Source organism: Sphaerimonospora sp. CA-214678, from assembly GCF_050942215.1.
Lineage (GTDB): Bacteria > Actinomycetota > Actinomycetes > Streptosporangiales > Streptosporangiaceae > Sphaerimonospora.
This window is the reverse complement of sequence record NZ_CP192056.1, coordinates 5328426-5350731: the sequence shown is the minus strand read 5'-3', so window position 1 is coordinate 5350731 and position 22306 is coordinate 5328426. Positions and strand designations below refer to the sequence as shown.

The following is a 22306-nucleotide window of genomic DNA, read 5'->3' as shown; positions in this document are numbered from 1 at the left end:
TATGAATCCCCAACAACCTGAACGCCGCCAGGGCCCGTCACTGGTCCGCGGCGACCTCGTTCCGAAATCCACTTACGACCAGCGCCTGCTCGACCGCAGGGGGCCGACGGGATGGCTGCACGAGGACCCCTGGCGGGTCCTGCGCATCCAGGCGGAGTTCGTCGAGGGGTTCGGCACCCTCGCCGATCTGCCCACGGCGGTGACCGTCTTCGGCTCCGCCCGCGTCGCGCCGGACAGCCCCGACTACGAGCTCGGCGTACGGCTCGGCACGGCGCTGGCCCGCGCGGGCTACGCCGTGATCACCGGAGGCGGTCCGGGCCTCATGGAGGCGGCCAACAAGGGCGCGATGGAGGCCGGTGGAATCTCCGTCGGACTGGGCATCGAGCTGCCCCACGAGCAGCGCCTCAACGACTACGTCAATCTCGGCGTGGAGTTCCGCTACTTCTTCGTGCGCAAGACGATGTTCACCAAGTACGCCTGCGGGTTCATCGCGCTGCCCGGAGGATTCGGCACGCTCGACGAGGTGTTCGAGTCGCTGACCCTCGTCCAGACGCACAAGGTGACCTCGTTCCCGGTGATCTTGATGGGGTCGGAGTTCTGGGGACCGATGCTGGACTGGATCCGCGGCACGCTGATGAAGACCGGCAAGATCTCCCCGGGTGACGTCGATCTGCTCTCGGTCACCGACGATCCCGACGAGGCCGTCCGAATCATCACCGAGACGGCCCATCGCAACGGCGATCGATAGGGCGTCACGGTGTACGTCTGCGTGTACTGCTCATCCAGCCAGAAGATCGATCGCAGATATCTCGACCTGGCCGCCGACGTGGGCACGGAGCTGGCCCGGCGTGGTCACGGCCTGGTCAGCGGAGGGGCGATCGTCTCCTGCATGGGGGAGGTCGCCAGGGCCGTGCGCAAGGGCGGCGGCCACACCGTGGGGGTGATCCCGCGGGCCCTGGTGGACATCGAGATCGCCGACACCGACGCCGACGAGCTGATCGTCACGGCGGACATGCGGGAGCGCAAGGGCGTCATGGACGCCAGGGCCGACGCGTTCCTCGTCCTGCCGGGTGGCATCGGCACGCTGGAGGAGCTGTTCGAGATCTGGACCACCCGTGTTCTCGGCCTCCACGACCGCCCGCTGGTCGTGCTCGACCCATGGGGGCTCTACGAGCCGCTGCGCGACCTCGTCGACGGCATGTACGAGCAGGGCTTCACCCGGCCGAACGTCTTCGACGGGATCTCCTGGGCCAGCACGGTCGAGGAGGCACTCGACCTGCTGCACAGGCCGGGGCCGAGCCTGCGGCCCACCGGGGAGGAACTGGGCGAGTAGGTTCATGATTCTTTAGGGGTCTATGTGCGGTTTGTCCACTCCTGTGGTTAGTGTAGGCAGCTACCCGCGGAAGCCACGGAGCGTCCGGGGTCTCGCCGTCGAGCGGATCCCCCAGGGCGTGACCAGGGAGGTTTCCCCCGAAACGACCGCAGGGAGCTGTTTCACATGCGAGGGCACGTCCGTTCCCAGACGAGCCATGCACATCACGGCCATGCAGATCACGGCCGGTCGGAGATTCTCTCCGGGCCGGCGGACGACTCCACGTCCGTGAGCAAGAAGACCCTTGTCATCGCCGCCTCGGCCCTGGTCGCCGTGCTGGCCGCCGGGGGCGTCGGATATTCCGTACTGACCGGGTCCGACGGCCCCGCCAGGGATTCGGTGTCCACCGCGCCGGACCGGCCGGGCGCCGATCGGGATTCCGCCGGACAGGCCGGCGCCGATCAGGCGGGCGGAGACGAGGAGGCGGCGGACCGGTCCGGCGGTGCGGGCGGTGACCAGGCGGAGGCGCCCGGCGCGGCCGACGGCGGGGGCTCCGGCGCCGCGAACGACCCTGGGGCATCGGGTGGCTCGGGGGACGGCGCCGGCAAGAGCGGCGCGGCCGGTGACGGCGCCGCCGCCCGGGACCAGGCGGGCTCCGGCTCCGCTTCGAAGGGTTCCGGTTCCACGGACTCCGGCTCGGCGGGTTCCGGCGGTTCGAAGGGGTCCGGCTCGTCGGGCCCGGCCGCCGACGGCCCCGACCTTGCGGACGGCCCGGCCGGTACGGTTCCCGGAGCATGCGCCAAGAGCGGCTGCTAGGGTCTCCCCCCCACCCCCCACCCCCACCCCCCATGCCGTGATCTTGCGAATGCTCGCAGGTCCCCATCGTGAGCAGGCATTTCGCGCTCGTGATCTTGCAGTTTCTTGCACACCTGCTCGTTGAGCTGCGAAAACGGCTTTCGTGATCTTGCACCCAGGCTCACTGCAAGATCAGCTAATGTATCGGCGCACGTCAGGTGGTCTGCGTGCGAGCTAATGCAAGATCACGAAATAGGTTTGCGCAGGCCACCGAGGTGACTTGCAAGAATTCGCAAGATCACGGCATGGGGGGCGGGGGGTAGGGGTGGGGGGGATACGGGAAGGGGTGAGCCGAGCAGGGCGGGGTCGGGCTTCGCGGCTCGTGCGGATACGAGTTGTGGCACGATGCGTATGTGCTGGTCGTACTCGCCATCGCCGGGATCGCCGTCGTGGGATGCGTGGTGATGGCCTCCCTCGGACACGGCGGTGAAATGGCGGAGTTCCCCCCCGACGTGCCGCCGCTCGACCTGCCCGATGTCGGCCGGATGACCGCGGCGGACCTGGCCGCGCTGCGGCTTCCGATCAGCATGGTCGGCTACAACACCGAGGCGGTCGACGAGACGCTGCGGCGGGTCTCGGTCGCGCTCAGCGAGCGGGACACGCGGATCGCCGTGCTGGAGCGGCGCCTCACCGAGGTGACGGCCGGGCGGATACAGGCGCTTCAGGACGCGCGTGCCGCCCTGCCGTCGCGCATCCGGCGCGAGCCGGACGCCCCGTCCACGGACTGGGAGGACGACCGGGCGGACGCGGAGGAGGCATGGTGATCCGCTGCGGCTGGGCCGACTCGGCGCCCGACTACGCCGCCTATCACGACGGTGAGTGGGGCCGCCCGGTCCGCGGGGACGACGGGGTGTATGAGCGGCTGACGCTGGAGGCGTTCCAGTCGGGACTGTCGTGGCTGACGATTCTGCGCAAGCGGGAGAACTTCCGTACGGCCTTTGCCGGGTTCTCCATCCCGGCCGTGGCGGAGTTCGGCGAGGCGGACGTGAAGCGGCTGATGGCCGACCCCGGCATCGTGCGCAACCGCGCCAAGATAGACGCGGCCATCGCCAACGCCAGGGCGGCGTCGCAACTGCCCGGCGGGCTGTCCGACCTGGTCTGGCGGTATGCAGGGGAGCCCGGGACGCCGCCGGGAACCCTGGCCGACGTCCCGGCCAGGACTCCGGCCTCGACGGCCCTGGCCAAGGAGCTGAGGAGGCATGGTTTCCGGTTCGTCGGCCCCGTCACGGTGTACGCGCTCATGCAGGCCATCGGCCTGGTGAACGACCACATCGCCGACTGCTGGGTACGCGCTGAGGTCGACGGTCTCCGCGGCGAGGCGTGTCGCCTCGCTAAGTCTTGAGGTTTCGGTCGACGAACGCGGCGGCGGCCGGCAGCAGCCGGCCGGCCTCCCGCTCGAAGAAGTCGCGGGCCTCGTCGCCGGGCCAGCCGGACGGCAGCAGCTCGGCGGGCAGCCCGGGGTCGCGGAACAGGAAGTTGCGCCAGCCGTGCAGGAGCCGGCTGCGAACCGCGAAGACCCGGTCGTCCGGGGCGTTGTCGGGCAGGGAGCCGACGAGTTCGACAGCGCCGGCCAGCCAGTCCCGGTAGGCCCCGGCGATCCCGTCGAGGTCCCAGGCGCGGGCCAGCAGCGTCCGGGGGTCGCCTTCGAACGCCGCCTCGAACCGATGGGCCGGAACACTCAGCTCGTCGAGCTCCGGCGAGGACCACGGCCCGATCCAGGTCGTCTCCGCCAACGGCGCGTAACCGAGGAAGGTCAGGTCGGCCCGGAGCCGTTCGCGCCTGGCGCGCTCCCTGATCGGCTCGATCACCAGGACATGCCAACGGCCCGACCAGGTCGCCCTGCCGATTCGGTAGATCCGCGCGGCGGTCTCGTCGAGGCGGCGTTCGCACTTCGGGGTGGCGGCGTACCCCGGTCCCTGCGGGAGCCGTACGGGATCGAGCCAGCCCTGGCGCACCATGCGGGAGATAGCGGTACGGACGGCCGGGGCGGCGATGTCGAGCGGTGCGAGCAGGCGTACGAGCGCGGCGACGGAGGCGCGGCCACCTCGGTGGCGGAGGTGGTCACCGTAGAGATCGAAGAGGGCGGCTCGGGCGTTCATCCTCTCTAGTGTGCGGTCAGAAGCCGCCAGTCACAACGCGGACGAAGCGGCATTGATCCACTGAACGGAGCCGGGGCGTTACCTTTTTGAGCCCGGAGGCGGGATAATAAGACATCACAGAAACGTGAATACGCCGGTTACCCCATGGGCTGCCCCACGGGGTGACCGACAACGCGGGAAGGGATACACGCATGGCGGCGATGAAGCCGCGGACCGGCGACGGTCCGCTGGAGGTCACCAAGGAAGGACGGGGCATCGTCATGCGAGTCCCGCTTGAGGGTGGTGGCCGACTCGTCGTCGAGCTGTCGGCGGACGAGGCCAGCGCCCTCGGCGACGCGCTGAAGAACGTGGTCGGCTGACCCCGAGCCGACTGTAGATTCAGGCCCCGGCGCAGGGGAGTGCAGCGGGATCCCCACGCGCCGGGGCCGCTCCGTTTTCTGGAGGTTTCACTTGCCCATCGAGACCACGCTCGCCTTCGCGGCGGCCTCGGACGCGGTCGCGGGCCGGGAGCTCGTCGCCATGCCCTTCGGGACCGATCTCACGCTCGGCGTCGATGATGCCTCGACGCCGGGGTCGCCGCATGTCGAGCTGCCGGTGCCCGTGAGCGCTCTGCTCGCCCATTACGAGGCCAAGGGAGAGGCCGGAGAGGTCTTCGAGGTGCCCTTCGCGCGCGGTGACGGCGTCGGCGGCTTCCTGCTGTACGGCACGGGCGACCGCGAGGCCGACGCCCTGCGCAAGGCGGGGGCGGCCCTCGCCAGGAAGGCCAGGGGCCGCGCCTCGCTGGCCGTCGTCGTTCCCCCGGACGGGGACCTCGCGGCGTTGGCCGAAGGCGCGCTGCTGGCCACCTACACGTTCAGGATCGGCAGGGACGGAACCAGGCCCGTCGGCGAGATCCTGTTCGCCGGTGGGCGGGAGGACGCGCTGCGCCGCGGCGAGACCACCGCACGCGCCACCGCGCTGGCCCGGGACCTGGTCAACACGCCCGCCTCGATCAAGACCCCGGCCTGGCTCGCCGAACAGGCGGCGGCGGTGGCCGCCGACTCCGGCCTCGCCGTACGGATCAGGGACGAAACCGAGCTCGGGGCCTTCGGCGGCATCCTCGCGGTCGGACAGGGATCGGTCAGCCCGCCCCGGCTGGTCGAGCTGTCGTACGCGCCCGAGGGCGCGAGGGCGCACGTGGTGCTCGTCGGGAAGGGGATCACCTTCGACACCGGAGGGCTGTCGCTCAAGCCCACCGAGGGAATGAAGACGATGAAGACCGACATGGCGGGCGGCGCCGCCGTGATCGCCGCCATGAGCGCGCTGTCCGCCTTCGCGGCGCCGGTCCGGGTGACCGGGCTGATCGCCTGCGCCGAGAACGCCATATCGGGAACGGCCCAGCGGCCGAGCGACGTCATCAGGCAGTACGGCGGGCGCACGGTCGAGGTGCTGAACACCGACGCCGAGGGCCGCCTCGTGATGGCGGACGCGCTGGCCTACGCCGATGCCGAGCTCGACCCCGACGCGGTGATCGACATAGCCACCCTGACGGGTGCGGCCAAGGTGGCACTCGGCCAGCGGGTCGCCGCGCTCTACGCCACCGACGATTCGCTGGCCGGTGAGCTGCTCGCGGCGGCGGAGGCCGGCGGGGAGCGGCTGTGGCGGATGCCCCTCGTGGAGGACTACCGGTCCGCGCTCGAATCCGAGATCGCGGACCTGACGAACGTGGACCGGAAGATGTCCGGCGCCGCGGGGTCGATCACCGCCGCGCTGTTCCTGCGCGAGTTCACCGGCGGACGCCCCTGGGCGCATCTCGACATCGCGGGACCGGCCAGGGCGGCAGCGGACGACGCCGAGATCACCAAGGGCGGCACCGGCTTCGGGGTGCGTCTGCTCCTGCGCTACCTGACGGCCCGACCTGCGGTGTGATCAGCCGAGCTTGACGGCGGCCAGCAGGCCGTCGCCGAGCGGCAGCAGCAGCGGGCGCAGCCGGTCGTCGTTCCTGACCAGCTTGCCGAGCTCGCGCATCGAGACCGTGTCCGGGTCGCGCCGGGTCGGATCGGCGACCTGGTCGTGCCAGAAGGCGTTGCGGAAGGCGACCACGCCGCCCGCGCGCAGCAGCCGTACCGACTCGGTGAGGTAGTCGATGTACTCCTGCTTGGCGGCGTCGCAGAAGACCAGGTCGTAACCGCCGTCGGCGAGACGGGGCAGCACGTCGAGCGCGAGACCCCCGATCAGGCGGATGCGGCTGCCGGAGAAGCCGGCCTCCGCGAACGCCTGCCGGGCCATCCGCTGGTGTTCCCGTTCCACGTCGACGCTGGTCAACGTGCCGTCGGGGCGCATGCCGCGCAGCAGCCACAGCCCTGAGACGCCGCAGCCGGTGCCGACCTCCACCACCGAGCGTGCGTTGACCGCGGTGGCGAGGAAGCAGAGCGCCGCACCGCATCCGGGCAGGATCGGGTGTGCTCCGACCTCGATGCCACGCCGGCGCGCGGACCGCAGGATGTCGTCCTCGGGAACGAACTCCTCCGCGTACTCCAGGCTGGCCGGTGTCGCCATCGGCCTCTCCCTCCCTGCTTCCTTCTGGGACGCAGCCTAAGGGAGTCGGCCCGGATCGGGAACTCACGCCGCAACGGGGACGTTGCACGCTTTGAACGGTCTTTGTTCAAGGCTGCTCGGCAGAGGGTGCGCAGGAAGGGGCGAAACCAGGCACTATGGCTGTAGCGACAGTCCTGCAGAGAGGAATGCCGGTGGCCGACGACCACGACCACCAGGCGGAGACTTCGGTGTCCGACTGGACGCCTCCCACATGGGAGGAGGTGGTCCGCACGCATTCCGCAAGGGTTTACCGCCTTTCCTACCGTCTCACGGGAAACGTTCACGACGCCGAAGATCTCACTCAGGAGGTCTTCGTCCGCGTCTTCCGATCCCTGTCCAGCTACACGCCCGGCACTTTCGAGGGCTGGCTGCACCGGATCACCACGAACCTCTTCCTCGACATGGCCCGGCGCAGGCAGCGCATCCGTTTCGAGGGGTTGGCGGACGACGCGGCCGAGCGGCTGCATGGTCGGGAGCCCTCGCCGGCGCAGGCCTATCACGACGCACATCTGGAGCCGGACATCCAGGCCGCGCTCGACGCCCTGGCCCCCGAGTTCCGGGCGGCCGTCGTGCTGTGCGACATCGAGGGGCTCTCGTATGAGGAGATCGCCGCGACGCTGGGCGTGAAGCTCGGCACCGTGCGCAGCCGCATCCACCGGGGCCGGGCGCAGCTTCGGGAGGCGCTCGACCACCGGGCGCCCTCGGCCAACAGGAACGATCAAACCCCCCCTTCGTTCAGCAGGGAGGGACAATGAGTCATCTCGGCGAGCGCGTCTCCGCGCTCATCGACGGAGAACTCGGTCACACGGAACGGGAACGCGCGCTGGCGCACCTGACGTTCTGCGCGGACTGCCGCGGCGAGGTCGAGGCGATGAGAGCGCTGAAGAACCGCCTGCGCGCGATGGATCCTCCGGCGATGCCCGCGGATCTCACCATGTCGCTGCTTCGGATGTCGGAGCCGGGCGGCCCGCTGCCGCCGCGGATGCGGCCCTTTCCCGACCACCCCGCCTTCACCGGCGGGGGACTGCCGGGAATGCACGGCATGGCCCCGCTGGACAACCGCCCCCGCCGGATCCCCGGAGCGTCCGGACCCGGACGCTCGAGCCGGGCCAGGCGGGCGGGCTACGTCGCGGTGGGAGTGGCCTCCGCCGCCATGGCCATCGGGACGATGTTCATGGTGAACGGGGCGGGCGCCCATCAGCGGACGGTCCCCGGCGAGGGGTTCGTCAACCCGCCCGTCCAGCACCTCGTGCCCACCGCGAAGATCTCACCGACCCCGTCACGAAGCGCGACTCCCGGGTTTTCCCGCTGACCGCCCATTCCCGCCGGTGGTTTACCGTTAGACGGTGTCCTCCGGCCGGATGACGTCGTGCGCGAGGAGTGAGTGTCCCGATGACCGATCACACGCGTTCCTCGGACGCGTCGGACCGGCCCGAGTTCCTGCCTCCCCGCCGGTCGGCCGAGTACGGCGAGCAGGGCACACAGGACGAGCGGGAGGAGCGGCAGGACGAGTACGGCGACTCCTGGACGCGGGGGGAGGCCTGGGACCGCGGCGGCTACGCCGACCCCTACGAGCCCGAAGAGCCCGGCTGGGGGCCGCTGGGCGGCCAGGCGGCGGATCCACCCGGGTATGCGCCGGGGAGCACGCCGGGAGGGCCGCAGGGAGTCCCGCCGGGCGGTGCGGCCACCGGTCCGGTCGGTGATCCGCCGCCCCCGCGGAACGCGTACGGCCTGGGCCCCCAATGGGCGCCCCCGCCGGAGCCGTACAGCGGTCCTGGTCCGTACGGTCCAGGACCCTACGGACAGCAGGGGGCGTACGGCCCGTTCGGGGACGTGGAACAGCCGGAGCCGGCCGTACGGCGGCACGGCCCGAGCGGGGCGGTGTTAGCGCTGCTGGCCGTGGTCATCGCGCTCGTGGCGGGTGGCGCGGCGAGCTGGGGAACGTTCCTGCTGACCCGGCCGTCGTCGGGCATCGATCCCGCTTACACCCTGCCGTCGCCGCGCGGCGCGGCCACCTCACGACCGCCGGAGTCGGTCGCGGGAGTCGCCGCCAGGGTTCTGCCGAGTGTGGTCTCCCTCGAGGTCAAGGGCAACGGAGAGGCGGGCACCGGGTCGGGCTTCGTCATCAAGGGCGGCTACATCGTGACCAACAACCACGTGGTCGCGGTCGCCACCGGGACGGGACAGATCCGCGTCCGTTTCAACGACCACAGGTCCACCAGCGCCAGGATCGTCGGCCGCGACCCCAACTCCGACATCGCCGTGGTGAAGCCCGACACTCCCGTCGGCGCCCCGGAGCTGGCGCTCGGGAACTCCGACACCGTCGTCGTCGGCGACCCGGTCATCGCCATCGGCTCACCGCTGGGCCTCAGCGGCACGGTGACCACCGGGATCGTCAGCTCGCTCAACCGGCCGGTCGAGGCGGGCGGATCGACCGGCTCCGACTACGCGCTGATCAACGCGATCCAGACCGACGCGGCGATCAACCCGGGCAACTCCGGCGGCCCGCTGGTCAACACCTCCGGCGAGGTGATCGGGGTCAACTCGGCGATCGCCACCGTGGGGGCGGGCTCGCTGCTGGGCCAGCAGTCGGGCAGCATCGGGCTCGGATTCGCGATCCCGGTCAACCAGGTGCGCCGGATCGCCCAGGAGCTGATCACGACGGGCAAGGCCCGGACCTCGCGGATCGGCGTCAGCATCGATCAGAGCTACCAGGGCCAGGGAGTCCGCATCGCGAACCAGAGCGGGTCGGTCACGGCCGGAGGACCGGCCGACAAGGCCGGCCTGCGACCGGGGGACATCATCCTGGAGGTCGACGGCCAGCCGGTGGGCGGCAGCCGGGAACTCATCGTCACCATCCGGAGCAAGGCCCCGGGCGACAGGGTGAGCATCAAGTTCCAGCATGACGGCGAGGAACGGACGGCCATGGTGACGATCGGCGCGGCCCCGGTTCCGACGGTCCAGCCGTCCTGACCCGGCCGGGATCGGCAGCGGGGTTCGGCCGCTCACGCCTGCGTACGGTACAAGCGGTTCCTCCCGGGTGCGAGTGCCTGGGGTTCCCCCCTCGATTAGTCTGAGAGCCAGCCGTTGCCGCGGGGAGGAGAACACCGTGTTCGGACTGGGCTGGCCGGAGATGCTGGCGCTCGTGGTGATCGCCCTGCTCGTGTTCGGCCCGGAGAAGCTCCCGCAGGCCGCCGCGCAGGCCGGCCGAACGCTGCGGCAGCTCCGCCAGATGGCCAACAACGCCAAGGCCGATCTGCAGACCAACCTGGGGCCGGAGTTCTCCAACTTCGACCCCACCGATCTGAATCCCAAGAACTTCGTGCGCAAGCACCTGCTCGACGACCTCGAAAAGGACTGGAACGCCCCCGCCGCGATCGACCGCGACCCGCTGCCGCCGACCGTCGACCCGGAACTGGGCTTCGGCGAGATCCCGCCCTACGACAACGAGGCGACCTGATCGCCTGATCCTCGGGCGGACCCCGATGATCGGCGCCGGCCGGGTAACGACACCGCTGAGGAAGTCGCGGCCCCTGATCGGTGCCGGTCGCTGCGCCGAGAGGAAGCTCCGGTCCGCTGCCGGGCCCCGCTCAGCGGGGCCCGGCATGCGGTCCTCGTTCCCTCCCGCTCCGCTCCCTGCCACACCGGCTGACGATTGCTCACCGTGCTCAGACGGTCTGCCTGAGCGGGACTTCGCCGGTTACGGGCGATAGCCGTACGGTCGCGGTCTGGGCGAGCATCGCGCCGCAGAGCACCACAAGCCCTCCGGCCATCTGTGCGGTGCCGAGACGCTCGCCGAGCAGCACCCAGGCGATGAGGGCGCCCGCGATGACCTCGAGGGAGGCGACCGTGGAACCGACGGCGGCGGACAGCCTGCGTACGGCGGTGACGCCGGTGATGTAGGCCGTCACCGTGGCGACCAGGATCATCCAGGCGGCGGCGCCGATCGCGGGCAGCGCGTGGTCGCCGACGACCGCGGTCCGGGTGAACGCCGACCAGGGGATGCCCCAGGGACGCGAGACGGGCAGCAGGACCACCGCCGAACCGATCATGCCCCAGCAGATCAGGCCGAGCGGGTCGACGTCATCCCCGAAACCATCGCTCATCAGGAAATATCCGGCGCAGCAGGCCGCGGAGGCGAGGGCGGCCAGCACCCCGATCGTGTCCAGCCGCATCCCCTGCCAGACCTCGACCACGACGGCGAGGCCGGCGACCGCGATGAGCGCGCCCAGGTAGGCGGCCGGCGCCAACCGCACCCGGCGGACGAAGCGCACCCAGACGACGACCAGCACCGGCGAGGTGAACTCGAAGAGCAGCGCCACCCCGACGGGCAGCCTGGTGATCACGAAGAAGAACAGGGTCTGCACCGCCGCGATCGCGATGACGGCGTAGGCCGCGAAGAACGGCAGGCGGTCGCGCGGGATGCGCAGTGCGCGCGGCCGGATGATCGCCAGCACGAGCAGCATGACCAGCCCGGCCCCCGCCATGCGTACCCACACCGCCTCCAGCGGGCTGAGCCCCGCCTCGCCGAGGAACCTCGCCATCGGTCCGGAGAACCCGAAGCTGAAGGCCGACACGACCGCGATCGACAGGCTGACAGCCCTCATCATCACCTGCTTTGTAATGACCCATTGTGGGATTTGATCCTGTCATAGCGCTCACCGCGCTCGCCAGGCGGATCGGCGGTACCGCCGCACCCATCACTGACGACGCTTGCGTACCCTGGCAAGTGCCCCGACAGACGAGGTCTGCCCGGACTGCACGGTGCTCGGACTGCGCGGTGCCCGGCGGCGCGGCGCGAGGCGGAGAAGGAGCCCGTAGCCATAACGGAGCGATAGCCATAACGGAGCGATCGGTGACGACGACGGCGCGGCGAGGCGTGCCCCGGGCGACGCGATGGGGTGAAGATCAGCGGGAGGGGCACCAGATGGATCGGATCTTCGTAGCCCGGCTGGCGGGACTCGCCGTCTTCGATCCGGCCGGAGACCAGATCGGCCGGATCCGCGACGTCGTGGTCTCGCTGCGCGGGCCGCTCCCGCCCCGGGTGCACGGATTCGTGGTCGAGGTCCAGCCACGCCGCCGGGTGTTCCTGCCGATCACCAGGATCACCAGCATGGAGGCGGGCGCGGTGATCTTCACGGGCAAGCTCAACATGCGGCGGTTCGAGCAGCGCAGGACCGAGACGCTCGCCATCGGCGAGCTGCTCGACCTGTCCGTGGAGTACAAGGGCGAGCAGGTGACGGTGCAGGACCTCGCGATGGAGCAGCCCCGCCCTTCGGACTGGCTGATCGCCAAGGTCGCGGTACGGCGCGGCACCCGGCGCAGGGGCGAGACCCTCATCGTGGACTGGGACGAGGTCACCGGCTTCGGCGTGGTTCAGAAGGACCAGGGCGCGGCCAACCTCCTCGCCGCGTTCGAGGCGCTGCGCCCGGCCGACCTGGCCAACATGCTGCACGAGCTGCCCGACAAGCGGATGGCCGAGGTGGCCTCCGCGCTCAACGACGACCGGCTCGCCGACGTGCTGGAGGAACTGCCCGATCGAGACCAGGTGATCGTGCTGAGCCGGCTGAACCCGGAGCGGGCCGCCGACGTGCTGGAGGCGATGAGCCCCGACGACGCCACCGACCTGCTGCAGGAGCTGCCGCAGGATCAGGCGGAGGCGCTGCTGCGGCTGATGGTGCCCGAGGAGGCCGCGCCGGTACGGCGGCTGCTGACCTACGCCGAACACACGGCGGGCGGCATGATGACCACCGAACCGGTGATCCTCCCGCCGACGGCGACCGTAGCCGAGGCGCTCGCGCACATCAGGCAGCAGGAGCAGACCCCCGCCGTCGCCGCCCAGGTGTACGTGACCCGTCCACCCGGGGAGACCCCGACGGGCCGGTTCCTCGGGGTGGCGCACTTCCAGCGGCTGCTGAGAGAGCCGCCGTCGACCCTGCTCGGCAGCGTGATAGACATCAGCGTGGACCCGATCAGGCCGGAGTTCACCATCCCCGAGGTGGCCTGCTACCTCGCCACGTACAACCTGGTCGCGGTTCCCGTCGTGGACGAGCACGGGCGGCTGCTCGGCGCGGTGACCGTCGACGACGTGCTGGACCACATGCTGCCGCAGGACTGGCGGGAGAAACATGACTGAACGACTCGACCAGCCACGAGAGTTGGCCGCTATCCGCTTCCGGCTCTACTACGACCCCGAGGCGTTCGGACGCCTTTCCGAGCGGATCGCCCGCTTCCTGGGGACCGCGCGGTTCATCGTCTACATGACGGTGTTCATCACGGTCTGGCTGCTGTGGAACACCCTTCTGCCGATCAAGTTCGATCCGTACCCGTTCATCTTCCTGACCCTGATGCTCTCGCTCCAGGCGTCGTACGCGGCACCGCTCATCCTGCTGGCGCAGAACCGGCAGGCCGACCGTGACCGGGTCCAGTACGAGCAGGACCGGGTGCGGGCCGAGCGCAACCAGTCGGAGATCGAATACCTCCTCCGCGAGATCGCGTCCCTGCGCCTGGCGCTCGGCGAGGTGGCGACCAGGGACTACATCCGCTCTGAGCTGCAGCATCTCCACGAGGATCTCCGGGAGGGGCTCAGGGAGGATTTCAGGAACGGCGCCGTCAGGCACTGATCCCGCCTGATCGGGCGCGGATCGCCAACCCCCATTAGGAAGAATCGGTCCGCCTCCATAGCATGGATTCATGGCACCATCCCCAGAACTGGTCAGGGCTGCGCTCGCAACCGTCATCGATCCTGAGATCCGCCGACCGATCACCGACCTCGGCATGGTCAAGAGCGTCGACATCTCCCCGGACGGGGTGGTGCGCGTCGGCGTTTACCTCACGATCGCCGGCTGTCCCCTGAAGGACACGATCACCCGCGACGTCACCTCGGCCGTCTCCGCGGTGGAGGGCGTGACCCGGGTGCACGTGGACCTGGACGTCATGAGCCCCGAGCAGCGCAAGGAACTGCAGACCAAACTCCGCGGCGACCGCGGCCCGGAGAAGGAGAACCCCTTCACCAAGGCGAGCTCGCTGACCCGGGTCTTCGCGGTGGCCAGCGGAAAGGGCGGTGTCGGCAAGTCGTCCGTCACCGTCAACCTCGCCGCGGCCATGGCCTCCTCCGGCCTCAAGGTCGGCATCGTGGACGCCGACATCTACGGACATTCGGTGCCGCGCATGCTCGGCGTCGGCGACCGGCCGACCAAGGTCGAAGACATGATCATGCCGCCGATCGCGCATGACATCAAGGTGATCTCGGTCGGGATGTTCAAGCCCGAGGGCAACACGCCGGTGGTCTGGCGCGGCCCGATGCTCGACCGGGCGCTCTACCAGTTCCTCACCGACGTCTTCTGGGGCGACCTGGACGTGCTGCTGCTGGACCTGCCGCCCGGCACCGGGGACATCGCGATCTCGGTGGCCCAGCGGATGCCGACGGCGGAGATCCTCGTCGTGACGACTCCGCAGCAGGCCGCCGCCGAGGTCGCGGAGCGGGCCGGCTCGATCGCCGCCCAGACCCACCAGCAGATCGCCGGCGTCATCGAGAACATGTCGTGGCTGCCCTGCCCGCACTGTGACGAGCGGATCGCGGTCTTCGGCGAGGGCGGCGGCCAGACCGTGGCCGACGCGCTGACCCGGACGCTCGGCGCCCGCGTGCCGCTGCTCGGCCAGGTGCCGATCGACCTGCGGCTGCGCGAGGGCGGCGACGAGGGCAAGCCGCTCGTCCTGACCGACCCCGACGCTCCGGCTGCGGCCGAGCTGCGCCGCATCGCGGCCGCACTCGGCAAGAAGCCTGGCGGCAGCCTCAAGGGCCGCAAGCTCGACCTCTCCCCGATCAAGCACTGATCCACTCACCCTGGAACGGCCGCCGTGACCGTACGGCACAGCGTGACGGCGGCCAGGGGTGAGTGCCGACGCGCTGCTCGCCGCTGACGGGAAGTTCCCCTCTATGGCTCCCGACCTGGTCGTACTGATCCGCTCGAACTGAGCGTGGCATGAGTGAGGCTATGCGGGGCGGGGGGTGAGCCGTACGACGACGGACCGCGCGGCCCAGCGGTCGATCAGTCCGGCGGCGTCGTGGGCGTTGAGCCGTTCCCTGGCCAGTGCCGCCACGGTCTCCCCGGCCGCCTCCTGGTCGACGACCTCGACGGAGGCGGGGAAACGGACGAGTTCGGCGCCGTTGTCCTTGCTCCGGAGAGTGATCTCGACCTCCGGCGACTCGGTCAACCCGGGAAGGGGCTGCTCCCCGCCGCCGGTCACCACGTAGATCGCCCCTTCGTGCCATACGTGCCAGGCCAGCCGTGGCCCGGACGGGAGTGCGATCCACAGCACGCTCGACTTCTTCGCGCCCTCTTCGATCAGCGCCAGGCTCATGCCCTCAGCCTCTCACGCCACCTCATCTCAAGCACCCCCACCCGTGATCTTGCGAATACTCGCAATAAGCATCTCTGACCTGCATGAACAACTTTCGTGATCTTGCAAAAGCTCGCAGCTGATGCCGCTGACCTGTGCGAACTTCCTTCGTGATCTTGCAATTGCAAGATCACGAAGGAAGTTCGCACAGGTCAAATCGCTGATCGATATATTTCTGCAAGATCACGACAAGGGAATGGGCAGGTCAGAGGGGATGCCTGCGAGAATTCGCAAGATCACGGCAAACTCGCTTTTTGGGGATCAGCGGTTGGCGAGCTTCCAGGCCGCGGGGAGCAGACCGGCCGCCAAGGCGATCTTGAGGAGGTCGCCCAGGACGAACTTGCCGGCGCCCTCCACCAGCGCGGTCCCGAGATCGAGGCCGGTCACCGCGATGAGCACCGGCAGACCGAAGGCGTAGATGACCAGGTTGCCCAGGACCATCGTGCCGACCGTGCGGGCCACCGTACGGTCGCCGCCGCGCTGCGCGAGCCACCCGACGAGCGAAGCCGCCGCGATGAAGCCGAGCACATAGCCGAACGTCGCACCGCCCAGTCCGCTCGCGCCCCCGGCGAACCAGGGGACTCCGGCGGCCCCGACCGCCATGTAGAGGAGCATGCTGAGGAACGCGCGGTTCATACCGAGGGCGGCGCCGACCAGGACGACGGCGAACGTCTGACCGGTGACGGGGACGAGCCCACCGGGGAGCGGCACGCTGATCTGTGCGGCCAGGCCGGTCAGGCCGGCACCGGCCATGATGAGTACGGCGTCCCGCACGCGCGCGGCGGTGCTGCCGGGAACGGCGGGGATGAGGTCGGACAGCACGGCGGGGCGGACCCCAACGGTGGCGGTGGCGTTGGCCATCGATGACTCCTAACACGACTGCGTGGTCGCCTCCGCGGCCCGGCCGGTGCTCTTCCCGGCCCGGCTTGCTCCGGAGGTGTCTTCTACCGTTGACCATTCTTGGCCGGGCCGTGGCGTGAGCCGTACGAGCTGAGGACCAAGAACATCTGATGTGATTTGTGGGGATCGGATAGTGGAGGCCAGGCCATATCGGATACCCGGACGGAAACGGTTGTAGTAGTTCTACCAAGCGCGTGTCAGAGCTCGACCCCCCGGGGTGAGCGCCGGAAGGGCGTCGCTAGCGTGGAGCCCATGCGTGCTCGACGTTCCTGCCTGGCGGTGCCGGGCAGCAATCCCCGCTTCATCGAGAAATCCCGCGGGCTGGCGACCGACGAGATCTTCCTCGATCTGGAGGACGCGGTCGCGCCCGATGCGAAGGAGGCGGCGCGTAAGAACGTCGTCGCCGCGCTGCGCGAGGGCGGCTGGACCGGCAGGATCGTCGCCGTCCGCGTGAACGACCTGACCACCCGGTGGACCTACCGCGACGTCATCGAGATCGTGGAGGGCGCCGGCGACCGGCTCGACTGCGTGCTGCTGCCCAAGGTCTCCGACGCCTCGCACGTGGTCTGGCTGGACACGCTGCTGAGCCAGATCGAGCGGGCGACCGGACTGCCCGAGGGCGGCATCGGGATCGAGGCCCAGATCGAGAACGCGGCGGGGCTCGTCAACGTGGACGCCATCGCCGCTGCCTCGCCGCGCCTGGAGGCGCTGGTGTTCGGCCCGGCGGACTTCATGGCCTCGATCGGCATGCGGACGCTGGTCGTCGGCGAGCAGCCGCCGGGGTACGGCGAGGGCGACGCCTACCACTACGTCCTCATGCGGATCCTGATGGCGGCCAGGGCACACGACCTGCAGGCGATCGACGGGCCGTTCCTGCAGATCCGCGACCTCGACGGCCTGCGCGCGGTGGCCGGCCGATCGGCGGCGCTGGGCTTCGACGGCAAGTGGGTGCTGCACCCCGGCCAGGTGGACGTGGTCAATGAGGTCTTCTCGCCCGCACAGCGGGATTACGACCACGCGGAGATGATCCTCGAGGCGTACGAGTACCACACGACGGTCGAGAAGCGGGGCGCCGCCATGCTCGGCGACGAGATGATCGACGAGGCGTCGCGCAAGATGGCCCTGGTCGTGGCCGCCAAGGGCCGGGCCGCCGGCCTCGTGCGCACCACCGCCTTCATCCCGCCCCCGTCCGCGTAGGCGTCGTCACCCCGCCGCCGGTCGTGAGTGACCCGCCGGGTGGGGTATGAACGGTGGATGCACTCGCCGCCCTACCAGTGGCCGCCGCCCGCCCGCATGCCATGGATCATGCCGCCCCCGGCGGCGGTGCGGTACGACCAACTGGCCCGCACACCGCTGCACCGCTGGTGGCGGCCGATTCTCGGCACGCTGGCCGCGGTGGGCGGTTTCCTGGTCATCTCGTTCGGGATCGTCATGGCGGCGTGGACGGTCGCGACTCTGGCGCGCCTTCCCCTCGTGATGAGCGGGGACCGGATGTTCGTCGATCCGCTCCTCGACCTCGGCTTCCATCTCACCGTGATCGCGCTGGCCATTCCGGTGGTGTACGGCGCGGCGTGGGCGATCCAGCGTCGCCCGGCGGGGACGCTCTCGTCGGTCGCCGGCCGGCTTCGCTGGGGCTGGCTGGCCCGCTGCCTGCTCATCGCGGTCGCGGCCGTCGTGCTCGGGCAACTCGCTGAGATGGCGACACTGCTGCTCACCGGGGTGGACCCGGCGTACAGCTGGGCCGGCTGGGAGGCGTTCCTGCCCGCGATGGCCGTCATCCTGGTGCTCGTGCCCTTCCAGTCCGCCGCGGAGGAGTACATGTTCCGCGGGTGGGTCATCCAGGCGTTCGGCGCGTATCTGCGCAATCCCTGGCCCGGCATTCTGCTGGGCGCGGGGGCCTTCGCCGCCCTGCACGGGTACACCGACTGGGGGATCGCGTACGTCTTCGGGTTCGGGGTGCTGATGGGGTGGCTGGCGATCCTCACCGGCGGGCTGGAGGCCCCGATCGCGCTGCACGCGACGAACAACGTCGCGGCGTTCGGCGTCGTCGCCGCGTCGGGAGACCTGAACAACGCGCTCCAACAGGGTGAGCTGCCCTGGCAGTCGGTCGTCGGCACCGTCGTGCAGTTCGCGGTGTACGGCGCCGCGATCGTAGTAATCGCCCGAAAGAGGGCAATTCAGGCCCTCTCTAGATAAATCTGACCGTGGAGGTCTGGCCGAGGCGGCGTTCCCATGGTGCTCTGGACTGGTGTCCGGGTATCACAGTGATCACGCTCGCCTCGCCCCACCGCCGGTGAAACGGCCCGGCACATCCCCCAGGAGGTACTGAACGTGACCCCGGGCGGCCCCCACGAGCCTGACCGTCCGCACGCCGAGGGCGGCGATCACAGGACGTCACCTCCGGCGGCGGCCGACGAGCGTCTCCCGACGCCGCCGACGCTGCATCACGAGCCGCCGGCACCGTCCCCCTGGGCGTCACCGCCGTTCGCCGCTCCATTACCTGAGGGGCCGGAGCCGTCGGCGACCGCGGAGCCGTCGCGGTGGCCTCTCGCCAAGACCGAAGAGTTCGAGGGGATACGCGAGCTCAAGGGGATCTGGGGGCCGGTGGGCGGCCGCGAGCCCGAGGGCGTTCAGGGGACACCGGAGGACGGTGGGCCGGAAGCCGGTGGGGCACAGGGCGGCGGATGGCCCGATGACCTCGAACCGGACGCGTGGGCGCCGCGGCCGAGTCCCGCCCGCCCGTCCGGGCACAGGACGGGACGCAGCCCGTACGCCGCGCCGTACGGCATGTCCCAGTCCGGCCAGGCGCAGCCGGAGCCGAGACATGGCCGGCCGCCGGACTCGGTGTCCGAAGGCGAAACCGAAGGCCGAACCGGAGGCGAGGCCGGGACCGGGACCGGGGCGCCCGGGAAGAGGCGGCGCCTCGTGACGCGGCCGGACAAGTTGGTGGCCTCCGGCCGGAGGCCGCGGGCATCGCAGGACGGGCCGCCGGAGCAGGGCGGACCGCCGGAGCAGGACAGGCCGCCGGAGCAGGACGGGCACCCTGCACAGGAGCGGCCGCCGGGCGAGGGTGGCACGCCGTGGCGGACTCCGCCGGCGTCACCGTGGGGGAGTGCCGAAGAGCCTGAGACGACGCCGTGGGAGGGCGCGGGCGAGGATTTCGACGACGCCGGAGGGTCCGGCGACGGGCTGATCGAGCCGCCGGATCGCCGAGGCCGTACGGCGTGGGGTCCCGGCGGTCGGCCGGGGCCGAGGCGGCGTCCCCTCGTGGTGGCGGCGGTCCTGCTGGTGGCCGCCGCACTCGGCGTGGTGGTGGTCAACCGCGTCGGCGGTTCCGACGGTGCCGGGCTCACGCTGGCGGCGGGTGAGGGTCGCTCCGCCGATGCCGCCTTCACGGCGCCCGGCCTGTCGGGCAGCGGCTCCAGTCAGGTGCTCAACGCCATCGCCTCGACCGGCTCGACGATCGTGGCGGCGGGCAGCGACACCACGGGCCCGGTCCCAAAGCCGCTGTTCCTCGTCTCCGCCGACGGCGGCGGACACTGGGAGCTGGGCGGGATCACGGGCTTCGAGGGGGGCTCGGCCGGATACGAGCCTGCCGCCGGGGCGGTCGGCCGGCTGGCCGGGGGCGCGGGCCGGTGGCTGGCCGTGGGCACGGACGTTCCCGGCCGGGCGGGCGGGCCCGCCGAGCCGTCCAGCGGCGCGGCAGGTCGGGGCGGCTGGGCGAACCCGGCGGCCGCACGCGGGATGTGGGTCTCCTCCGACGGCAGATCCTGGACGGCCGTGGGCGCCGACCGGCTGACCGAGTTCTGGAGTCAGGACAGGATCACCGATGTGGCGCGGACCGCGACCGGCTTCGTCGCCGTCGGGGCGACCGTGCTGAGCGACGGCACGGCCGGTCCGGTGGCCTGGGTGTCGCCCGACGGCACGAGCTGGACGCGGGTGGACGCCGACCGGATCGGCTCGGGCCGCACGGCACGGGGGATCCGGGCGGTGGCCGCCAGGGGAGACAGTGTGGTGGCGCTGGCCGAACCGGCCTCGAAGGCCGGCCAGGGCCCGGTCGTCCTCCGCTCGGACGACGGAGGCCGCAGCTGGCGTCGTACGACCGGAGCCCTCCCCGGCGTCCGCCCGGAGCCCGGGACGCTCACCACGACGAAGAAGGGCTTCCTGCTGGTCCCGATCCGGCAGAAGCCGGCGTCCGGGGACGTACGCGCGCACTGCTCGCGCGACGGCGTCCGGTGGAGCCGGTGCGGGAAGATCGGGCGGCTGGGCCCGGACGGAACCGGTGTGCGGGGTCTCACCTCGTCCGCCGCCGGGGTGGCCGCCGTCGTCGAGTACGCCTGGGAGAGGTACGCCGTCTACACCAGCGAGGACGGACACCGCTGGACCAGGGGCGCGAACCTGGGGGAGATCCCCGGCACGCTGCGCGGGCTGACCATCACCGACGGCGGCCTCCTGGTGGCGAGCGGGGACAAGCGCGGCCCCGGCGACGCCGAGAACCTGCCCGTACTGATCACGGCTGGGAAGGGCGGGGCGGCCAGGCCCGTACCACTCGGGGAGATCGCCGGGCTCGACCGGACGGTCAGGGATCCGGTGGACATCGCGGCGGCGGGCGGCGTGTTCGTGGCGGTGGGGTCGGCGAACGGCGACGCGGCGATCTGGACGAGCGGTGACGACGGGGCGAGCTGGACGGAGGCCGGCTCAGCCGACCTGCTCGGCGGCCCGGGACGGCAGGCCCTGAGCGGGGTGACACACGGCCCGTACGGCTGGCTGGCGGTCGGCGGCGCCATGACGGACCCGGCGGTGACCCGGCCGCTGCTGGTGACCTCGGCCGACGGCACGACGTGGCGTTCCGGCCCCGCGCTCGAGGTCGATCGCGGTCATTTCCTGCTCGCGCCGCGTGTCGTGGCTGCGGGCCGGAAGGGATACGTCCTCGCGGGCGAGGATCACGGCTCGGCCGGGGTGGTGCCCGCCCTGTGGTTCAGCCCCGACCTGAAGAGGTTCACCCGTGTGCCGCCCGCGCGGATGCCGGCCGGAGGCGCAGGGGTGCGCGTCGCCGACGTCACCGCCACGCCGTACGGCTTCGTCGCCGTGGGCGGGGCGGGCACTGCCGACCGGGAGGCGGGCGTCGTGTGGGTCTCCCCAGACGGCCTCAACTGGGCCTCACGCGGCAGGGTGCTCCCGCAGGGCGCCCGGTCGGCCGGCCTGCGTCACGTCGTGACCACCGAGTCCGGGGACGTCGTGGTGATCGGCGTCGCCGCCACCGGCGAGGGCGTCCGGCCGTTCTCCGCGCGTGCCGACTCGGCGTCGGCCTCGGCGGCAGCGACCGGCGAGGCGGACGGCGGCGGCATGGAATGGGAGTACGGCAGCCTGCCCGCCGAGGCGGGGGCGACCGTGTTCGACGTCACCGCGACCCGCCGCGGGCTGGTGGCGGTCGGATCGTACGGCCCGGCGGCCGAGGGCGACAGCGCCGCATGGATCTCCGCGGACGGTCTCGGGTGGACCCGCAGGACGCTCGCCTCTGACGGTTCGGGCGGGCCGGGCGCCCGGCTGCTCGGCGGGCCGGGCGCTCAGTGGCTCGGCACGGTCGCCGTGTCGGGCGAAGCGGTGGTGGCCATCGGCAGATCCCCCGCCAGAACCGGCGATCACCTCACGGTCTGGCGCAGCCGGGTGACCGAGGAGGCTCGGTGAGCCCCCGGTCCGCGTCACCCGGCAGCACGCCCCATGCGGACAGGGCGTCGAGGAGGCCGCGCGTCAGCGGGAGCCGTACGAGATCGTCGGGCCCGCACCAGCGCGCGTCCGCCGCGTCGTCACCGGGAGAGAGCGGGCCCGGCCGATCGGCCGTCGCCACGTAGTCGTGGATCTCGTAGGTGACGCCTCCCGGCCCGGGGCGCTCGACGGAGCCGGCCAACCTGCCCACGACGACGTCGAGGCCGGTCTCCTCGCGAAGCTCGCGGCGTACCGCCTCCGCGTCGGTCTCGCCCGGCTCGACCCGCCCGCCGGGCAGCGACCAGCTGCCCTGGGCCGGCGGATGGCCGCGGCGGATCAGCAGCAGCCGGCCACTGTCGTCCAGGACGATCGCCCCAACGCATCTGATGAACCGCACATGTCCAAGATTACGACTAGATAACGGGAAAAGCCTTGACGCTGGGCGTGTTTCCCG

At 71.1% G+C, this 22306-nt stretch carries 23 protein-coding genes; 17 read left to right on the top strand and 6 right to left on the bottom strand.

All coding sequences use genetic code 11. The features are described from left to right. Position 1 precedes the first annotated feature (1 nt). From ACQP1K_RS23870 to ACQP1K_RS23850, 5 genes are all read left to right on the top strand, one after another. Complete coding sequence (locus ACQP1K_RS23870; RefSeq protein WP_433497924.1) at positions 2 to 748, top strand: TIGR00730 family Rossman fold protein; 747 nt, start codon at positions 2 to 4, stop codon at positions 746 to 748. A 9-nt stretch (positions 749 to 757) separates the two neighbouring features. Next, positions 758 to 1333, top strand: a complete 576-nt coding sequence (locus tag ACQP1K_RS23865) for a TIGR00730 family Rossman fold protein (protein WP_433497923.1) — start codon at positions 758 to 760, stop codon at positions 1331 to 1333. 267 nt (positions 1334 to 1600) lie between these two features. Further along, positions 1601 to 2128 (top strand): hypothetical protein, encoded by a 528-nt coding sequence (locus ACQP1K_RS23860; protein WP_433497922.1) that lies wholly within the window; start codon positions 1601 to 1603, stop codon positions 2126 to 2128. A gap of 392 nt (positions 2129 to 2520) precedes the next feature. After that, positions 2521 to 2931: a hypothetical protein gene (locus ACQP1K_RS23855; protein WP_433497921.1), complete on the top strand. Its 411-nt coding sequence runs from the start codon at positions 2521 to 2523 to the stop codon at positions 2929 to 2931. Then, positions 2925 to 3509: a DNA-3-methyladenine glycosylase I gene (locus tag ACQP1K_RS23850; protein WP_433497920.1), complete on the top strand. Its 585-nt coding sequence runs from the start codon at positions 2925 to 2927 to the stop codon at positions 3507 to 3509. The genes ACQP1K_RS23855 and ACQP1K_RS23850 overlap by 7 nt, the downstream gene beginning before the upstream one ends. On the opposite strand, the gene ACQP1K_RS23845 is transcribed toward ACQP1K_RS23850, so the two are convergent. Then, a complete protein-coding gene (locus tag ACQP1K_RS23845) occupies positions 3499 to 4266 on the bottom strand; it encodes a PaaX family transcriptional regulator (protein WP_433497919.1) in 768 nt (255 codons plus the stop codon). The genes ACQP1K_RS23850 and ACQP1K_RS23845 overlap by 11 nt on opposite strands. Positions 4267 to 4457: 191 nt before the next feature. On the opposite strand from ACQP1K_RS23845, the gene ACQP1K_RS23840 reads away from it, so the two are divergent. Both ACQP1K_RS23840 and ACQP1K_RS23835 read left to right on the top strand, forming a co-directional pair. Further along, entirely contained in the window at positions 4458 to 4625 is a 168-nt protein-coding gene (locus ACQP1K_RS23840; RefSeq protein WP_083502187.1) for a DUF3117 domain-containing protein, read from the top strand. A gap of 91 nt (positions 4626 to 4716) precedes the next feature. Then, positions 4717 to 6174, top strand: coding sequence for a leucyl aminopeptidase (locus ACQP1K_RS23835; RefSeq protein WP_433497918.1), 1458 nt, complete (start codon positions 4717 to 4719; stop codon positions 6172 to 6174). Here the strand turns inward: ACQP1K_RS23835 and ACQP1K_RS23830 are convergent, their stop codons facing one another. Further along, the gene (locus ACQP1K_RS23830) at positions 6175 to 6804 is read right to left on the bottom strand and encodes an O-methyltransferase (RefSeq protein ID WP_433497917.1); all 630 of its coding nucleotides are present in this window, start codon (positions 6802 to 6804) and stop codon (positions 6175 to 6177) included. A gap of 185 nt (positions 6805 to 6989) precedes the next feature. On the opposite strand from ACQP1K_RS23830, the gene sigE reads away from it, so the two are divergent. The 4 genes from sigE (at position 6990) to ACQP1K_RS23810 (ending at position 10303) form a co-directional block, all read left to right on the top strand. After that, positions 6990 to 7598 carry an RNA polymerase sigma factor SigE gene (sigE, locus tag ACQP1K_RS23825; RefSeq protein ID WP_433501630.1) on the top strand — a complete coding sequence of 203 codons (609 nt, stop codon included), beginning with the start codon at positions 6990 to 6992 and terminating at the stop codon, positions 7596 to 7598. Then, positions 7595 to 8155, top strand: a complete 561-nt coding sequence (locus tag ACQP1K_RS23820; protein ID WP_433497916.1) for an anti-sigma factor family protein — start codon at positions 7595 to 7597, stop codon at positions 8153 to 8155. Before sigE ends, ACQP1K_RS23820 begins: the two co-directional genes overlap by 4 nt. A gap of 80 nt (positions 8156 to 8235) precedes the next feature. Continuing rightward, the gene (locus ACQP1K_RS23815; RefSeq protein ID WP_433497915.1) at positions 8236 to 9816 is read left to right on the top strand and encodes a S1C family serine protease; all 1581 of its coding nucleotides are present in this window, start codon (positions 8236 to 8238) and stop codon (positions 9814 to 9816) included. A 136-nt stretch (positions 9817 to 9952) separates the two neighbouring features. Further along, complete coding sequence (locus ACQP1K_RS23810; RefSeq protein WP_433497914.1) at positions 9953 to 10303, top strand: sec-independent translocase; 351 nt, start codon at positions 9953 to 9955, stop codon at positions 10301 to 10303. 208 nt (positions 10304 to 10511) lie between these two features. On the opposite strand, the gene ACQP1K_RS23805 is transcribed toward ACQP1K_RS23810, so the two are convergent. Beyond that, complete coding sequence (locus ACQP1K_RS23805; protein ID WP_433497913.1) at positions 10512 to 11453, bottom strand: EamA family transporter; 942 nt, start codon at positions 11451 to 11453, stop codon at positions 10512 to 10514. 317 nt (positions 11454 to 11770) lie between these two features. Between ACQP1K_RS23805 and ACQP1K_RS23800 the strand changes: the two genes are divergently transcribed. The 3 genes from ACQP1K_RS23800 (at position 11771) to ACQP1K_RS23790 (ending at position 14679) form a co-directional block, all read left to right on the top strand. Beyond that, on the top strand, positions 11771 to 12979 hold the full coding sequence (locus tag ACQP1K_RS23800) for a magnesium transporter MgtE N-terminal domain-containing protein (RefSeq protein ID WP_433497912.1): 1209 nt from the start codon (positions 11771 to 11773) through the stop codon (positions 12977 to 12979). After that, positions 12972 to 13466 carry a DUF1003 domain-containing protein gene (locus ACQP1K_RS23795; protein ID WP_433497911.1) on the top strand — a complete coding sequence of 165 codons (495 nt, stop codon included), beginning with the start codon at positions 12972 to 12974 and terminating at the stop codon, positions 13464 to 13466. The genes ACQP1K_RS23800 and ACQP1K_RS23795 overlap by 8 nt, the downstream gene beginning before the upstream one ends. Before the next feature lie 70 nt (positions 13467 to 13536). Continuing rightward, complete coding sequence (locus ACQP1K_RS23790) at positions 13537 to 14679, top strand: Mrp/NBP35 family ATP-binding protein (protein WP_433497910.1); 1143 nt, start codon at positions 13537 to 13539, stop codon at positions 14677 to 14679. 159 nt (positions 14680 to 14838) lie between these two features. Here the strand turns inward: ACQP1K_RS23790 and ACQP1K_RS23785 are convergent, their stop codons facing one another. Then, a complete protein-coding gene (locus ACQP1K_RS23785; RefSeq protein ID WP_433497909.1) occupies positions 14839 to 15207 on the bottom strand; it encodes a hypothetical protein in 369 nt (122 codons plus the stop codon). A gap of 300 nt (positions 15208 to 15507) precedes the next feature. Beyond that, positions 15508 to 16107 carry a biotin transporter BioY gene (locus ACQP1K_RS23780; RefSeq protein WP_433497908.1) on the bottom strand — a complete coding sequence of 200 codons (600 nt, stop codon included), beginning with the start codon at positions 16105 to 16107 and terminating at the stop codon, positions 15508 to 15510. Between the two features lie 291 nt (positions 16108 to 16398). On the opposite strand from ACQP1K_RS23780, the gene ACQP1K_RS23775 reads away from it, so the two are divergent. The 3 genes from ACQP1K_RS23775 to ACQP1K_RS23765 all read left to right on the top strand — a co-directional run bounded on the left by ACQP1K_RS23775 (position 16399) and on the right by ACQP1K_RS23765 (position 21834). Next, positions 16399 to 17343 (top strand): HpcH/HpaI aldolase/citrate lyase family protein, encoded by a 945-nt coding sequence (locus ACQP1K_RS23775; protein ID WP_433497907.1) that lies wholly within the window; start codon positions 16399 to 16401, stop codon positions 17341 to 17343. 57 nt (positions 17344 to 17400) lie between these two features. Beyond that, positions 17401 to 18342 carry a lysostaphin resistance A-like protein gene (locus ACQP1K_RS23770; protein ID WP_433497906.1) on the top strand — a complete coding sequence of 314 codons (942 nt, stop codon included), beginning with the start codon at positions 17401 to 17403 and terminating at the stop codon, positions 18340 to 18342. A 135-nt stretch (positions 18343 to 18477) separates the two neighbouring features. Further along, positions 18478 to 21834, top strand: coding sequence for a hypothetical protein (locus tag ACQP1K_RS23765; RefSeq protein WP_433497905.1), 3357 nt, complete (start codon positions 18478 to 18480; stop codon positions 21832 to 21834). Here ACQP1K_RS23765 and ACQP1K_RS23760 read toward each other — a convergent pair. Continuing rightward, positions 21794 to 22249: an NUDIX hydrolase gene (locus ACQP1K_RS23760; RefSeq protein WP_433497904.1), complete on the bottom strand. Its 456-nt coding sequence runs from the start codon at positions 22247 to 22249 to the stop codon at positions 21794 to 21796. The two genes, ACQP1K_RS23765 and ACQP1K_RS23760, sit on opposite strands and share 41 nt — an antisense overlap. Positions 22250 to 22306 lie beyond the last annotated feature (57 nt).

Excerpts from the sequence above, each read along its gene's own strand:
- ACQP1K_RS23870 (WP_433497924.1), top strand. The coding sequence starts at position 2 with ATGAATCCCCAACAACCTGAACGCCGCCAGGGCCCGTCACTGGTCCGC.
- ACQP1K_RS23850 (WP_433497920.1), top strand. The coding sequence starts at position 2,925 with ATGGTGATCCGCTGCGGCTGGGCCGACTCGGCGCCCGACTACGCCGCC.
- ACQP1K_RS23845 (WP_433497919.1), bottom strand. The coding sequence starts at position 4,266 with ATGAACGCCCGAGCCGCCCTCTTCGATCTCTACGGTGACCACCTCCGC.
- ACQP1K_RS23840 (WP_083502187.1), top strand. The coding sequence starts at position 4,458 with ATGGCGGCGATGAAGCCGCGGACCGGCGACGGTCCGCTGGAGGTCACC.
- ACQP1K_RS23830 (WP_433497917.1), bottom strand. The coding sequence starts at position 6,804 with ATGGCGACACCGGCCAGCCTGGAGTACGCGGAGGAGTTCGTTCCCGAG.
- sigE (WP_433501630.1), top strand. The coding sequence starts at position 6,990 with ATGCCGGTGGCCGACGACCACGACCACCAGGCGGAGACTTCGGTGTCC.
- ACQP1K_RS23820 (WP_433497916.1), top strand. The coding sequence starts at position 7,595 with ATGAGTCATCTCGGCGAGCGCGTCTCCGCGCTCATCGACGGAGAACTC.
- ACQP1K_RS23815 (WP_433497915.1), top strand. The coding sequence starts at position 8,236 with ATGACCGATCACACGCGTTCCTCGGACGCGTCGGACCGGCCCGAGTTC.
- ACQP1K_RS23805 (WP_433497913.1), bottom strand. The coding sequence starts at position 11,453 with ATGATGAGGGCTGTCAGCCTGTCGATCGCGGTCGTGTCGGCCTTCAGC.
- ACQP1K_RS23800 (WP_433497912.1), top strand. The coding sequence starts at position 11,771 with ATGGATCGGATCTTCGTAGCCCGGCTGGCGGGACTCGCCGTCTTCGAT.
- ACQP1K_RS23795 (WP_433497911.1), top strand. The coding sequence starts at position 12,972 with ATGACTGAACGACTCGACCAGCCACGAGAGTTGGCCGCTATCCGCTTC.
- ACQP1K_RS23790 (WP_433497910.1), top strand. The coding sequence starts at position 13,537 with ATGGCACCATCCCCAGAACTGGTCAGGGCTGCGCTCGCAACCGTCATC.
- ACQP1K_RS23785 (WP_433497909.1), bottom strand. The coding sequence starts at position 15,207 with ATGAGCCTGGCGCTGATCGAAGAGGGCGCGAAGAAGTCGAGCGTGCTG.
- ACQP1K_RS23780 (WP_433497908.1), bottom strand. The coding sequence starts at position 16,107 with ATGGCCAACGCCACCGCCACCGTTGGGGTCCGCCCCGCCGTGCTGTCC.
- ACQP1K_RS23775 (WP_433497907.1), top strand. The coding sequence starts at position 16,399 with ATGCGTGCTCGACGTTCCTGCCTGGCGGTGCCGGGCAGCAATCCCCGC.
- ACQP1K_RS23770 (WP_433497906.1), top strand. The coding sequence starts at position 17,401 with ATGCACTCGCCGCCCTACCAGTGGCCGCCGCCCGCCCGCATGCCATGG.